We start from the raw sequence: 13,475 nt of genomic DNA, 5'->3' as shown, positions 1-13,475 counted from the left end.
GCATTTGTTGAGTGGTTTGCTATGAAAAAAATTCTCATTGTAGAAGACAGCGATATGGTGATGAAGGTGTTGCGCCATTTGGTGCAAAGCGCATCGCTGGATTATGAAGCTGTCTATGCCGTCAGCCTGGCCCAGGCGACTAGTCTTTGCGAGCAAGCGCCAGAGGAGTTTTTTGCGGCGCTGGTCGATCTGAATCTGCCCGATGCGCCGGATGGTGAAGTGGTAGATTTTACCCTCAGCAAAAAAATTCCCACCATTGTGCTTACCGGTTCTTACGATGAAAAACGGCGCGAGCAATTATTCAACAAGGGTATCGTCGATTACGTAACTAAAGAAGGTCGCTACGCCTACAGCAAAGCGATTGGCATGATTCATCGGCTGGAAAAAAATCAGCGCATCAAAGTATTGGTGGTAGATGATTCGGATATGTCGCGCAAACATATGGCGAATTTGTTTCGTCGCCATTTATTTCAAGTGGTGGAAGCCGTTGATGGTGTTGATGCAATCAAAGTGCTGCTGGATAACCCGGACATTAAATTATTAATCACCGATTACAACATGCCTCAAATGGATGGCTTCGAATTGGTGCGCAACCTACGCTACAAGTACGACAAAACTGATCTGATTATGATTGGTGTTTCCGGTGAAAGTAGTGAGGCGCTCTCGGCGAAATTTATCAAACACGGCGCCAATGATTTTTTGCGCAAACCTTTTCACCCGGAAGAATTCTATTGCCGCATTATTCATAATATTGAATATCTTGAATTGGTCGAGCAGATAACGGAAAACGCTCAGCGCGATCATCTTACCGGGCTGTATCATCGCGCCTACTTTTTTAATGCCGCGCGCGAACTGTATAAAACCGCAGTAGAAAAAGCGGCTCCGCTGTCTATGGCCATTATCAATATCGATCAATTCAGCAACATTAATCAGCATTATGGCAATGTTTGGGGCGATGTCGCGCTTAAACATATTGCGGCTAATTTACACAATATGCTCGGGCGATTTTTATTGGCGCGAGCCGACAGCGATGATTTTTATGTATTAATGCCGGGGTTGGATCACGAAAAAGCAGCGGCGTTGTTAAGCAAAGTGAAACAATTACTCGCAGCTGAAGCCTGTACGCTGAATGGCGAGACCTGTAATTTTTATTTCAGTGCAGGTGTAACAAGTCAGCTGCACCAGAGTCTCGACCAGCAAATCGCCCAGGCTCACACTTACTTGCAACACGCCAAAGAGGCTGGTGGCAATATGGTTGTAGATGATGGGGATGCTGAAGAATAACGAATATTCTTACTTGGAATTGCTAAGTAGAATTGCATAGAGTCTGATTGTGTCATCATCGTCACTCCCGCAAGCGGGAGTCCAGTTTTTTGATTTTGCCTTAAAACTTATGGGTCCCCGCTGCGCGAGGATGACGATTTTGGTCAATCAAATCATTATTGCGATGAAAGATGTTTTACTTCTTTCACCCAATATAAAGTTGCTCCCGCTACTGCGATTGGCGTAACAAAAATATTTAATACCGGCACCATACTGCCCAACAAAATAATCCCGCCATAGGAATAACTGGTGAGCGGCTGCTTATTCAAGCGGCGCCGCAATTCGCGAAAACTGAGTTGGTGGTTATCGGCGGGATAATCTGAATACTGCACCGCCATACACCAGCAGCTCCAAATCGCGCCGATCAATACACCCAGTAAGTTTGCACCAGGAATAAAAAACAGCGCGATAAACACCAACAAAATCAGTAAGCCACGGCTGACAAAATACCAAAGCTTCACCGCTTCGCGTTGCAGTGTGCGTGGAATTAATTGCCCCCAGGGTTCATCTGGCGGTGCAACGCCGGTTAAGTGGGTTTCGATTTTCTCGGCCAGTAAACCAAAAAATGGCGCCGCTAAAAAATTGGTAATGATATTAAAGCTGTAACCATAGACAACCAAAAAAACAAATCCCACTAGCGGCCACAATAGCCAGGCAAACCAGTCCAGCCAATCCGGCGACCAGTCCAGCACCAGCGCAAAAAAATCGCCAAAAGCGTGATAGAGCGCAATCGTTACCGCGAAAAAAATAACCAGATTAATTAACAGCGGAATTAGAATAAAACGGCGAAATCCCGGCTTCACCACCAGCCGCGCCCCCGCCAAAAAATAATCTATCGCTATACCCGGAGAACCTTGCATTTATTCTTTCCTTTTCAAACGTTGTAATAAGTAGTCACTGCTCGCAAACACCAAACCCGCCAGCGCGCCGTATAAATGCGATTCCACGGCCACCGCAACGGGCAGCAGCGCTTGCAAATCAGTCGCCTCGTAATCGGCGCTATTTTCCTGCATTAATTTAGCCAGCACCATGCCTAAGGCGATGACACGAATCCAAATAGGATAACTGCGCGGGAGCAATAATCCCGCCACAATTAACCCGTGAATCGCGCCAGATAAACCTGCATAAGGTGAATACTCAGGGTTCAAGAGGTAAATCCCAACCCCTACGCTGGCACAGCACCAGAGCAATAACAGCGAGAATTTTTTAAACGAATATTCTGCAAAAAAAGCCAGTGCACATAACAGCAGCGCCGCTGCATTCATCAGCGTATGCAGCCAACCAAAATGGACCAGGTTGCCGGAAAGCAACCGCCACACCTCGCCAGCGGCGACTTTAGTCGGTTCGAGGCTGAGCGTGTCAAACACCATCGCATCCGTTGCAGTAAGGCAGAGCATGAGAGCGCTTAAAATCAGGCAAAACCCAAGTGGCGCAGTTATTTTAATAGTGGGCATCGAATGTGCTGTAGGCAATGAATGGAGGTTGCATCTTAGACTCTGAACGCAGGTTGGTGCAAATTACCCTAATGCCAATTCCATTGAGCTAAAATTGGTTGGATATCGTACAAGCTACATCTATTAATCAACAGGTAAACGCAATGTTCTCGTTTTTCAAAAAAGATCCACTCAAAGCACTCAACAAACAATATTTACAAAAACTGGAAGAGGCCATGCTCGCGCAGCGAAATGGCGATATCCGTTCGTATTCTACGTTGACGAGTGAAGCGGAGGATATGTTGAAGAAGATGGAGGCGTTAGATAAATCAACGGAAGGCTAATGCCTAATATAAAGCTGATAGCAACGTCAGCTGTTTAGCTGCCGTAATCTAAGTGGTTAGTCATTGGGCTTTAGCTTTAAACGCAGTTAATCACTTGAGCAATTTCAGCAGTGTTAAGCGTTCATCAATCGTTTAATTTTTACGGCTTTTTGAAAGTTGTTCGGGGGCATCCTAAAAACCATTTGCAGTGAATACCAAGCCTGCGTAAACACCAATAAAATCATAGCGATAGCGTAGGTGTCCCACTTATTTTTTCCAACTGGCACACTTGCGTTTTTCAATCACTTTATCGCCTAGCCTAAACTGACTAACAAATCACTCGCCATTGGCGTTAGGCTCCCGCACTCGTAGCTTGCAGTTCTTTAATTGCGGCGCGTTGTTCCCATACTAATAATTGATTCAACTTTTCTACTATCCTCATCGGAGAATCTCCATGCATCCCTATTTAAAATGTCCTGCGCGGCTATTGCCTTTTATTCTATTTGCCAGCTTGGGTTACGCTGAAATGTGTTCCGCAGCGCGCTTTCAAGCGGAGGATTACACCGTCGCTTTTGATACCACCACTGGCAATGCGGGCAATGTGTATCGCACCGGTGATGTTGATATTCAGGCAACTAGCGATACCGGCGGTGGTTTTAATGTGGGCTGGGTTGAGCCGACGGAATGGCTCAGCTTTAAAAATTTGAGCATTCCCACTACGGGCGATTATTTAATTAGCGCGCGTGTCGCCAGCGAAAGCGGTGGCACCTTGTCGCTGGATTTAAATGGCGGCTCTATTCAGTTGGGGCAGCTTGCGATAACTGGCACTGGCGGCTGGCAAACCTGGAAGACGTTTTCAAAAGTGGTGAAAATAAATGCGGGTACTTACAGCCTGGGTGTTTACGCTACTACCGGCGGCTGGAATTTAAATTGGGTCGATGTGGTGTCTTGCCAGCAAACGGATTGTGGTCATGCCATTCCGGGGCGTGTGGAAGCGGAGCGCTACAACAGTTTTCTTGATACCACAGCGGGCAACACCGGCGGCCAATTGCGTAACGATAACGTGGATATCGAACTCACAAATGATTCCGGTGGTGGTTACAACGTAGGTTGGATCGACGCAGGTGAATATTTGCGTTACAACCTCAACGTAAATACCAAGGGGCGCTACAAAATTACTGCGCGAGTGGCATCGCCCAATAGCGGCGCCTATTTCAAATTAAAAATTAATGGCCGCGATCTTGGTGGTCGTATTGGTGTGCCCAACACCAGTAATTGGCAAACTTGGCAAAATGTGAGTATTGAGGCATCGCTTGATCAGGGCGTGCAGGAATTGGAAGCTTATTTTGAAACCGGTAATTTCAATTTAAATTATGTGGATTTTGAATACCTTGGTCCAACCGATGGCTCTAGCAGTTCCAGTAGTAGCTCCAGCAGTGCGAGCACACTCAAAGTGATGACCTATAACGTGCGCACTACACCGGCGGGTGATTTGGGTGAGCGCTTTTGGGATAACCGCAAAGCCGAGTTGGTGACGGCCATTAAAATCCAGTTACCGCAAGTAATTGGTTTTCAAGAAGCAACCAGTGAACAGCACGATTACATTAAAAGCAATTTAGGTAGCGTGTGGAGTTCATCGCCCGCGCGTCAGATTATTTATCGCAACGATGCGTTTGATGCGGTGCAGAGCGGCATCATTGAATTGATTGCCGATGAGTGGGGCAGACGTACCAGTGAATGGATAAAGCTGCGCAGAAAATTTGATAGCCGCGAGTTTTTGTTTTTAAACAATCATTGGGGTGTTGATGGCAATTCGCAGCAAGGCTCTGCCAATATTATTCGCGATAGAATTGCCAGCTTGAATCAAAGTTGGTCGCTACCAACCATTTTATTGGGCGATTTAAATGCTACACCTAACAGTGGTCCGATCAATACATTGAAGAATCAAACACAACTTATCAGTTTGTTTACCGGCAATACCTTTAACGGTTGGAACCCGACGGCTAATGTGCAATTGGATTACATCTTTGCCAGTAAATTTACTGTGTCTGGCTGTAGTCTCATCACTTACCGCGAAGGCACTACACCGCCATCGGATCACTTCCCCATATTCTGTGAACTGAATTTTTTGTAGGCGAGCGTCAATTTAGCAGAGCACGAAGCGCGTAATATAACCCAACACATTAACGGGCAATGCGTCGCTTTTATTAATAACTCAGGGGTTTCATTCTTATTTGCAAAAAGGCATAGAATGAAGCCCCAACGTTTTCGTTTTTGGTAAGAATTTTCTTATCGCACGTTGCGATTAATTTTTGCTTTAAGACTTCTTCTACTGCCAATTATTTTCATAGGGTAGGGCGGGGTTCGTGCAGCAAGTCGAGTTCGACCAAGATCGGTAACTTCGGCTTCACCCATAATGGTTAACGTTTATTTCGTAGCCTGTATGGAGCCTAGCGGAATACGGGAAGTTTAAATATTTGAAACCTTCAATAATCGAATCGCTTCACGCACCTTAAATAATCCCGCATTACGTTAGCCTCCATACAGGCTACTTGTTGAACCTTCATGAGTTTAACTTCGCATAACGGCCAATTGCGGAAGTCATTTTAATTTAAGTAGGTTGGGCAGCAATGCTCAACATTTGGATAATTGAAAAGTATTGTTGGGTATGACTGCCCAACCTACGTGCTACTTCACGGGAAATACGTGAAGCGGTAATGGACAAATGGGATCAAGCCGAAAAAACCTATTTAGCGATTGTAGAAGGCGCCCAACCCCCGCGCAGGGAACCATTGATCAACCCCTGCGTTTGGATGAAGTGGAATACCGCATGCACGTAGGCGCGCATCTTGACGCAAAATCTGCCATCACCCATTACAAAACCGAGCGCACCAGCAATGCGCGAACGCTATTGCAAGTACAAATCGACACGGGTCGTCAGCATCAAATTCGCGCGCATTTATCCTGGTTGGGTTATCAAGTAGTAGACGACGAACGTTATGGTACCAAAGGTAATCGCATGGGTTTGCATGTGTTGCGCTTAAAAATAATTCATCCAAAAACCGGCAAAGACTTAATGTTTGAAACACCCGCACCGGCGGATTTTTTTGCGCTGATGAATCAAACCAATGCGAACGCGGCGAGTAAGAAGCCGGTTAAAGCTCGATCGCGTAGATAGTACATTGAACCAAACTCGCATGGTTGCCGTAACAGCTATCCTCTCGCCAATGGATATTCACTATGTTCTCCTTCTTAAAAAAAGACCCACGTAAACAACTCAATAAGCAATACCTACAAAAATTGGAAGAGGCCTTGTACGTACAGTGCAATGGTGATATCCGTTCCTATTCGATGCTGACGAGCGAGGCAGAGGATATTTTGAAGGAGATTGAGTTTTTAGAAAAAACTACAGAAAACTAATTTACATGCTGCAAATGTCTGGCTCCTTTAAGATTCTTCAACGACTATTTTTAATTGGATAATTAGGTGCTTACTCAAATACTCCGATAGCCCTAGAAATATAAAATTATAATGCACATACGTAAATATTTTAATAATTTTCTAGTGCGAAATCGCTACTTTTTACGTGCGAGTATTTTTTCTGTATTTAGTATTTTAAAATCTGCTGGTAGGCGCTACTTTGAAAAACTCTTTAGTAAGGTCTGAATAATATCAATCAGGCTCGGCAGGCTGGTTCTTGGCTTTCTCCAGCGGAGAAAGAATAAAAAAGCCGGCTCTAAAACGTAGATAACCTGATCACGCTTGCTCCACTCAAACAGCTCGAATCCATTATTTTTTTGAAATTTTTCAAGAGCCGATAAAGTACTATTAATGGATGCTGCTGGAGGCGTTTTTTTAACGGGCAGACCTAATTTGCTAATTCTTTCATCTATTTCGTGTCGATTTAATTCATATTTAAGCGGATCAAGGGTGAATGCTAAGAGTACTATCTCATATGTATCATACTTTCTTGCCTGTTTTCTTGGGCCAATTGTTAGTCTTGAATACCATGACTCAAATTGTTGGTACTTCGTCGAAGCAATTTTGTTTAGAGCATCGAATGCGTCTTGCCTACTAAAGTCAATTTTTGTACCAATATTGATTTCTGTCAGATCTTTATTAAAAAATAGTTGCGCGCAAGTCTGTTGGGTAATAATAGGAAGTCCAGATGACTCATTCGCAATCAGGTTAAGTATGCTATCCGGTGCCTGAACTCCCATCTTTGCAAATCCTTTATTTGCTATCTGAAGTAGATCAGTTACAGACCATCGATCTAGGTCAATTTGCTGAATTCTGCCAACTAGATCGGAGTTTGCGTAGGCAAGATCAACGCCATGATGTGTTGTTCCTACTACTAAGACAGAAACCTCCCCGTCAGTGAACGCTTTCCACTGTTGGAAAATTTCTTTTTGAACGTTTTCATTTAGGTAGTGAAAATCCTCAACAACTAAGACAGCATTCGAATATTTTAATAATGGTATAAGGTGAGCAGGTGATGGTTTAGACACAATTTTTTCGCGAATTTCAGTGTCGGAGTTGGAGCTTTTTACACCTAATGATACCTCCCCAATAAGACCCGCAAGCCAAGGCCAGCCAATAGTTCCACCGATCTTGCCTTCGGTAGAGGCTTCTGACATTTCTGTATTCTGCAATGTGGTTAATCTGTCAAAATTTATTTTCTCTAATGGTCTTTTCCAGAATTCTTCTGAATCTATCGTAGAGTCACACCGGACAATAAGAGGCTCCTTTTTCATTACAGAGAATACTTTTTTGTAGAGGGTTGTCTTTCCTGTTTTTGAAGAGCCTGTTAAAAGGCACAAAGTGCCACTCTCTTCAATTCCTTGTCTTAAAGCTTTTTCGTATTCTCCACCTTCTTGGGAAACATAAGTGATATCTGGCATCCCAAGGCCATTAAATACATCTTTTACACTAATTTTTTTTGCCATATTATTCATTCCAGAATTCTAAGGGTAATAAGATTCCACCTAAACTCAGTGGACAGTTTATCTGTATAATGGTGCAATTGAACCACAAGTAAGCCAAATAACAAATTACCCTTTTTAATGTAATTACCGCCCATTACACGGTAAAGAATTAATAAGTTACCGGCACATAAACCCATCACTCGTTGCTTTAGCCGTAAAATACAAGCCTATCCATTGGATGAGGTTGAGTTATGTCGGTTGAATTTTCTTTGCTTGAACTTGCTTCTGTGCGAATCAATGAAACGCCTTGCGATAGTTTTACCCATGCGGCGGCTTATGCGCAGGCGGCGGATGGGTTGGGGTTTAAGCGGTTTTGGTTGGCGGAGCATCACAATATGCAGGGCATTGCCAGTTCGGCGACGGCGGTGTTGATTGGGCATATTGCGGGGAAGACGCAGCAACTGCGCGTGGGGTCGGGTGGGATTATGTTGCCTAACCATTCGCCGTTAATTGTCGCGGAACAATTCGGTACGCTGGCATCACTTTATGGCGACCGCATCGATTTGGGTTTAGGGCGCGCACCGGGAACTGATCCGGTGACTAGCCGTGCATTAAAACGCGATGAATCTGCAGCCGAAAATTTTGCGCAAGAAGTGCAAGTAATCCAACAACTGTTACAGCCGAGTTCACCGCAACAGCGTTTGCGTGCAGTGCCGGGTGAGGGCACACAGGTGCCGATTTGGATTTTAGGTTCGAGCCTCTACAGTGCCGGGCTCGCTGCACAATTGGGTTTGCCGTATTCATTTGCGGGGCATTTTGCACCTGCGTATATGCGCGCTGCACTCAAACGTTATCGCGCAGAGTTTCGCCCGTCGGCACAGTTGGATAAACCTTATTTTATGTTGGGCTTGCCGATTGTGTGGGGTGAAACTACAGCGCAAGCTGAGCTCTATGCGACGACAAGTTTTCAGCGCATTACCGCGTTATTTCGCGGTGAACCTTTATGGTTGTGCCCGCCAACAGATCGTGCGCAGTTAGATTGGTCGGCGAGTGAAAAACACAGCGTGCAAGAATTTTTAGCGCTGGCGCAAATTGGCGATGAGCTGGAAATTTTGGATGGCTTACAACAATTGCGCGATGAACTCGCGATTGATGAATTTATGTTCACGATTGATGTGTATGATCGCGATTTACGTATTAAAACTTTATCGACACTCGCGCGCGTTAAAGAACATCTGCGTTAATCTTGGTGCGATACTTTGATGGTATTGAAATTAATGTGACCGATGTTTGAATGGCGGTTTGTAACTGAGCAGCCAGTATGCGGTGGGATTATACTTTTGCCATCAGATCACTTCCTAATATTCAGTGAGCGTTCAGTTTGCACAACAATCTGAATTAAAAAAATCGATTCAAAAATTATAATGACTTAACGCTTCCGGCGTTAAAACGCAGGGCTAGTTGATGATTCATTGTCGGCAGGGGGAAGATCTTCTTCAAATGGGTCGTACCATAATTCCTTGCGATCTAATGGTGTGAGAGGTGGAAGGCTTGAATTTTTTATGGAGATTATTTTGCGTGATTTAAGGTCTGCTATTTTCAGGGCGTCGCCGTAGGCTGCATTAAATATCGCTTTGAGTGAGCCATCTTTCACCATTATTTCCAAGCCTGCCTCTAGCCGTTTTGCCAAGCCAGGTTCGCTCGGGGAGACAAAGAAATAGGTTGGGGCTGGCAGGTTGAGGGCAATATTGGGCGCTACAGTGATTTGGAGTTTGTCTTTGTATTTTTCTTGCTCATTAAATATTTCATTAATGCCGCGCGGTAAGTAATCAAAACGGCCGCCGTCTAGCATATAAAACATGCCATCGGGTTTTGTACCGCGTACTACATTAAATCCTTCCGCTTTTAGAATATCGGTTGTCGCCCAGCCCAGTTGAGATCCAACTTTTAAACGCTTTAACTCTTCCAGTGAATTGATATTGGCAAAAGTAGAGCGGTTGTTTTGATGCACAAGCAGCAAGCGATAGTTCAGTATGCCTCTGCGGATTGGTATGCGCACAGGAATGGTGTCGTGCTCCCAATCGTTAGTGGTCAAGGCAACGTAAATATTTACTTTCGTTCCTTGACGCACAACTTCTTTAGCCCTGATCGGCGTCATCACTTCAATTGGTACAGCGTCAATTCTATAAGGTCCAAATTGCGCGACGGTTTTTTCCATTGCCATTTTGGCTATGTTGTATTTGTATTTCTCCTTGGGTGAATCCATGTCGCCGCTATCTGGCCATTTGAGGGTGTCGATCGCTAATGCACTGGGTGCAAATAATAAAACAGCGAGCAGCAGAATCTTGCTTGAATGTGTCATCTTTACCATAAGTGTACCCTGCGTTTATTGTGCAGCGTTATCGGTGATGAGAGTCACTCAAGTATATGCGCTGAGCTAGATTCTGCTAGGCGCTGCGTTAAGCTTAGTTTTTTACTAACAGCACCCAGTCGCGGCCATCATTGATGGGCGGGTGACCTAATTCGATCCAATCGCTACCTTCTACTTGTTCAATGCTGCCGCGCTGTAAGCCGCCACCCTGCTGCGGATCAAACCAGTACAGATCATAGTGGTGTTGCGATGGCAATTTTAAAATGCCAGTGCGGCCTTCAGGTAAGTAGATGGCGTAGTACTGATTTTTTTGTGCAAAACAATAGGCATCACCGCGATCAATTACACCGTCTTCACAGGGTGCCATTTTCCAATAGGGTAGGTAGGCGTTGAAGAAATCCAAGGCGTGGCGTGTTTGCCCCCAGAGTTTGTGACGCGAGCGAAAATTTTCCAGCGATAAATCGTGCTCGGAAAAACGCGCACCAAAGTACCATTCCACACCTGCACCACCCGCTAATAAATGTCCCCACAGTGCATGTCTGCGCAGGCTGTCGTGATTGCCTGCTTGTGCGTCTGGCATGGCGCCTGTGTGCCACTCGCCAATTTCATCCATGGTGATCAGCCAAGGTGTTTTAGCTTGTTGAGACAGAGCATGCCATTTACGTGTTTCGCTATTCACGGTGGTGCGGTCAGAGACTTGAAACGATAAACCATCCAATGATTTCAGCCCGAGCAGTGGTTTTAGAATATCGTCTTTCTCGCTGGCGATTGAATGAGTGTGTATCACCACCGGATGTTGATAGGGATCATTCGCTTCAAAGAAATTAGCCATAGCGCGACGCTGGGCGTCGTTCTGGCCTTTGGGGCTCCAGTGAACCGGGCCATTTTCTTCACCGAGGTTCCACACTACACCTGGGTGATGGCCAAAGCGCGCAATTAATTCGCTGTAATATAACGCGCGCTGTACACCGGTATCGCCCGCATCTAACAGCAATTCATTTTCGGTTTCTTGCGTGACTATATGCAGCAATATGCCTTTGGCCTGCATGTGTTCAAAAACAATATTCCACTGCTCTAACTTGCTGACATCAAAACGGGTGAAATCATTTGGATCGGCATAAGGCCAAACGTCTTTGCCATCGCCAGTTAAATTTAATGTTAAAAAATAAGCGGCGTTCATGCCTTCAGACGCCAAATAATTCATTGCACCGATAATCGCTTTGCCTTTATTTTCTCCCCAGATTGGATCGCCGGGGCGCCAGTCGGCGATGTGCGATGGAAAACTGTGGATCGGTTTGTCGGCGGCGGCTTCACCTGTGCGCGCTTCATTATTGAGGCGATAGGTATTATCAAAATCCACAAAGGCCAATAAATTTTCGGGGCTGTTGGTGCCGCCTTTTAGCCAGTAGCGATTGGACGATTTGAAATGAAAATAACCGTCTTTAATGCTTAACAGGCCAGCATCGGGCGCGCGAAAGTCGGGCGCTTTTTTATTGGAAGCGAGCACTTCAATGCTGCCTGTGGCGGCGCTAAGGGCAATGTTTTCACCCACTGCCGGGTTGCGCTCAAGTGCGATATTTTTGCCTTGCTTTAAACTGGCGCTGTAGTGCCAAGTGCCTGGAGTTTCCGGGCTAAAGCGTACTTGCCACACATTACCTGCGCTGGCACTGGTGTTGGCGGCATTGCCATCGGCCGCATAAAAACCGCGAATTAAATGGCGTTTATCACCGGAGCGAAATTCAACTAATAAACGATAATCGGTAAATGGATTGGTGTTGGCATTTTCTTGTGTATCTGGCCCGGTAAAACTTAAGGTCAAGCTGTGGTGTTGCATCACCTGCTGTGTATTTTTATTCTGTGTTGTGTTTGGTACTGTGTGGCGTTCAAGTGGCGTTCCGAATTTTTTTGCTGCTCCACTTGAGCGCGGTAATTTTAATCGTTCGATACTGCTTAACTCGGGTTCGCCGCCGCGTTTAGCACAGCCAGAGGCGAGATAAACATAATTGCCAATAACGACAAAGGCCGAGCCGTGACGCCCTTGTGTTAATGCGGGCCAGCTGCGCCAGGTTTTGGTCTTAGTATTAAAGGCTTCCACTTCGTTGTGCGCCAGAAGTTGCGTATCGCTTTCGCCGCCACCAATAATTAATTCATCTTTCCATGCGAGCACCATATTGCCCGAGCGCCCGGTGGGCAACTCCATGCTGGCATCAGTTGCCTCCCATTGATTGTCGGCAAAATTAAATACATCGCCAAATAATTGCGCGGGACCAAAATCATTTCCCTGTGAGTGATTGCTTTGGCGGCCGCCAAAGGCATAGAGTTTTTTGCCGATGACGGCAGCAGAAAAATGATCGCGCTTGTGTGGTGCATCTGGCAGCTGGCGCCATTGCCCTGTGCTGGGGTCATATTCATCAAACCAATTCACATAACCATTCATATGGCCGTTAGTGATACCGCCAACAATATAAATTTTATTGTTATACACCACTGCACCTGCGCCGCCCCGTTGGCGATCAGCGGGAATATCATGCAGCGTTTCAAAGCGATCTTCTTTGGGTAAATAGGCCATGACTTTAGTGAGCGGTTTTTCATTGGGCCAGTTACCGGTCATAGCGCCGATCAAATAAATTTTTTCGCCCAACACAACCGCTTGAAAATGGTGGAGTTCAATGGGCGGTTTGGCTTTTGCCTGCCAACTATTTGTGGCTGGGTCATAAACGTCGGTAGGGTTAATGCGGCGCCCGCCCAACAGATAGAGTTTATTGTTAAACGCTACCGCCGCTGCTTCATGGCGTGCGGTGGGTTCCCCCTTGGGGTTGAGTGTATCCCAAATTGGTTGCGCTGCGGATGCACACAGAGCGCTTAGCGATAACAATGCCACTGCGAAGGTGGCGACTATTTGACGGTATGATGTATGTAGAGAGTGGTTCATATTTTTCTGCCGATGTTTTGTATTTATTGATGAGTGCAATATGAAAAGAGCGCGTCATGATCTCTTATGTTGGCCGGTCAGTTATAGTCAATATTGGTAAAGAAACGTGTGTGTTAACTGCGCAAAAAGATTAGTCTGCGGGTGTTCGCTTGATGCGTTAATTGATAT

Annotated in this window: 11 protein-coding genes; 6 read left to right on the top strand and 5 right to left on the bottom strand. The window is 45.6% G+C overall.

Annotated features, from left to right (window positions below):
- The first annotated feature begins 21 nt into the window (after positions 1-21).
- The gene (locus AC2CG4_RS03760) at positions 22-1,284 is read left to right on the top strand and encodes a response regulator (RefSeq protein ID WP_484484997.1); all 1,263 of its coding nucleotides are present in this window, start codon (positions 22-24) and stop codon (positions 1,282-1,284) included.
- Positions 1,285-1,439: 155 nt separating this feature from the next.
- On the opposite strand, the gene cysZ is transcribed toward AC2CG4_RS03760, so the two are convergent.
- Both cysZ and rrtA read right to left on the bottom strand, forming a co-directional pair.
- Complete coding sequence (gene cysZ, locus AC2CG4_RS03755) at positions 1,440-2,183, bottom strand: sulfate transporter CysZ (RefSeq protein ID WP_484484996.1); 744 nt, start codon at positions 2,181-2,183, stop codon at positions 1,440-1,442.
- Positions 2,184-2,720: a rhombosortase gene (gene rrtA, locus AC2CG4_RS03750; protein ID WP_484484995.1), complete on the bottom strand. Its 537-nt coding sequence runs from the start codon at positions 2,718-2,720 to the stop codon at positions 2,184-2,186. It abuts the gene before it with no gap.
- Between the two features lie 200 nt (positions 2,721-2,920).
- On the opposite strand from rrtA, the gene AC2CG4_RS03745 reads away from it, so the two are divergent.
- The 4 genes from AC2CG4_RS03745 to AC2CG4_RS03730 all read left to right on the top strand — a co-directional run bounded on the left by AC2CG4_RS03745 (position 2,921) and on the right by AC2CG4_RS03730 (position 6,499).
- Positions 2,921-3,100: a DUF6435 family protein gene (locus tag AC2CG4_RS03745; RefSeq protein ID WP_484484994.1), complete on the top strand. Its 180-nt coding sequence runs from the start codon at positions 2,921-2,923 to the stop codon at positions 3,098-3,100.
- 433 nt (positions 3,101-3,533) lie between these two features.
- Positions 3,534-5,213, top strand: a complete 1,680-nt coding sequence (locus AC2CG4_RS03740; RefSeq protein ID WP_484484993.1) for a carbohydrate-binding protein — start codon at positions 3,534-3,536, stop codon at positions 5,211-5,213.
- A 591-nt stretch (positions 5,214-5,804) separates the two neighbouring features.
- On the top strand, positions 5,805-6,257 hold the full coding sequence (locus AC2CG4_RS03735) for a pseudouridine synthase (protein ID WP_484484992.1): 453 nt from the start codon (positions 5,805-5,807) through the stop codon (positions 6,255-6,257).
- A gap of 62 nt (positions 6,258-6,319) precedes the next feature.
- A complete protein-coding gene (locus AC2CG4_RS03730; protein ID WP_484484991.1) occupies positions 6,320-6,499 on the top strand; it encodes a DUF6435 family protein in 180 nt (59 codons plus the stop codon).
- Positions 6,500-6,714: 215 nt separating this feature from the next.
- Here the strand turns inward: AC2CG4_RS03730 and AC2CG4_RS03725 are convergent, their stop codons facing one another.
- Positions 6,715-8,025 carry a hypothetical protein gene (locus AC2CG4_RS03725; RefSeq protein WP_484484990.1) on the bottom strand — a complete coding sequence of 437 codons (1,311 nt, stop codon included), beginning with the start codon at positions 8,023-8,025 and terminating at the stop codon, positions 6,715-6,717.
- Positions 8,026-8,255: 230 nt separating this feature from the next.
- Here AC2CG4_RS03725 and AC2CG4_RS03720 point away from each other — a divergent pair, with 230 nt between their 5' ends.
- Positions 8,256-9,248 carry an LLM class flavin-dependent oxidoreductase gene (locus AC2CG4_RS03720; RefSeq protein WP_484484989.1) on the top strand — a complete coding sequence of 331 codons (993 nt, stop codon included), beginning with the start codon at positions 8,256-8,258 and terminating at the stop codon, positions 9,246-9,248.
- Positions 9,249-9,448: 200 nt separating this feature from the next.
- Here AC2CG4_RS03720 and AC2CG4_RS03715 read toward each other — a convergent pair whose 3' ends face one another.
- Together AC2CG4_RS03715 and AC2CG4_RS03710 are read right to left on the bottom strand one after the other, a co-directional pair.
- Entirely contained in the window at positions 9,449-10,375 is a 927-nt protein-coding gene (locus AC2CG4_RS03715) for a diguanylate cyclase (RefSeq protein WP_484484988.1), read from the bottom strand.
- 94 nt (positions 10,376-10,469) lie between these two features.
- Positions 10,470-13,307, bottom strand: a complete 2,838-nt coding sequence (locus AC2CG4_RS03710) for a Kelch repeat-containing protein (protein ID WP_484484987.1) — start codon at positions 13,305-13,307, stop codon at positions 10,470-10,472.
- Between the last annotated feature and the right edge of the window lie 168 nt (positions 13,308-13,475).

The sequence above is a fragment of the Cellvibrio sp. ATLC23 genome (assembly GCF_057196725.1).
Note: the sequence above shows the minus strand (reverse complement) of the source record. Positions and strands in the feature narration are given on the sequence as shown.

What these genes read in the sequence shown, in the direction of transcription:
- AC2CG4_RS03760 (WP_484484997.1), top strand. Translation starts at nt 22, where the DNA reads ATGAAAAAAATTCTCATTGTAGAAGACAGCGATATGGTGATGAAGGTG.
- cysZ (WP_484484996.1), bottom strand. Translation starts at nt 2,183, where the DNA reads ATGCAAGGTTCTCCGGGTATAGCGATAGATTATTTTTTGGCGGGGGCG.
- rrtA (WP_484484995.1), bottom strand. Translation starts at nt 2,720, where the DNA reads ATGCTCTGCCTTACTGCAACGGATGCGATGGTGTTTGACACGCTCAGC.
- AC2CG4_RS03745 (WP_484484994.1), top strand. Translation starts at nt 2,921, where the DNA reads ATGTTCTCGTTTTTCAAAAAAGATCCACTCAAAGCACTCAACAAACAA.
- AC2CG4_RS03740 (WP_484484993.1), top strand. Translation starts at nt 3,534, where the DNA reads ATGCATCCCTATTTAAAATGTCCTGCGCGGCTATTGCCTTTTATTCTA.
- AC2CG4_RS03735 (WP_484484992.1), top strand. Translation starts at nt 5,805, where the DNA reads ATGGGATCAAGCCGAAAAAACCTATTTAGCGATTGTAGAAGGCGCCCA.
- AC2CG4_RS03730 (WP_484484991.1), top strand. Translation starts at nt 6,320, where the DNA reads ATGTTCTCCTTCTTAAAAAAAGACCCACGTAAACAACTCAATAAGCAA.
- AC2CG4_RS03725 (WP_484484990.1), bottom strand. Translation starts at nt 8,025, where the DNA reads ATGGCAAAAAAAATTAGTGTAAAAGATGTATTTAATGGCCTTGGGATG.
- AC2CG4_RS03720 (WP_484484989.1), top strand. Translation starts at nt 8,256, where the DNA reads ATGTCGGTTGAATTTTCTTTGCTTGAACTTGCTTCTGTGCGAATCAAT.
- AC2CG4_RS03715 (WP_484484988.1), bottom strand. Translation starts at nt 10,375, where the DNA reads ATGGTAAAGATGACACATTCAAGCAAGATTCTGCTGCTCGCTGTTTTA.
- AC2CG4_RS03710 (WP_484484987.1), bottom strand. Translation starts at nt 13,307, where the DNA reads ATGAACCACTCTCTACATACATCATACCGTCAAATAGTCGCCACCTTC.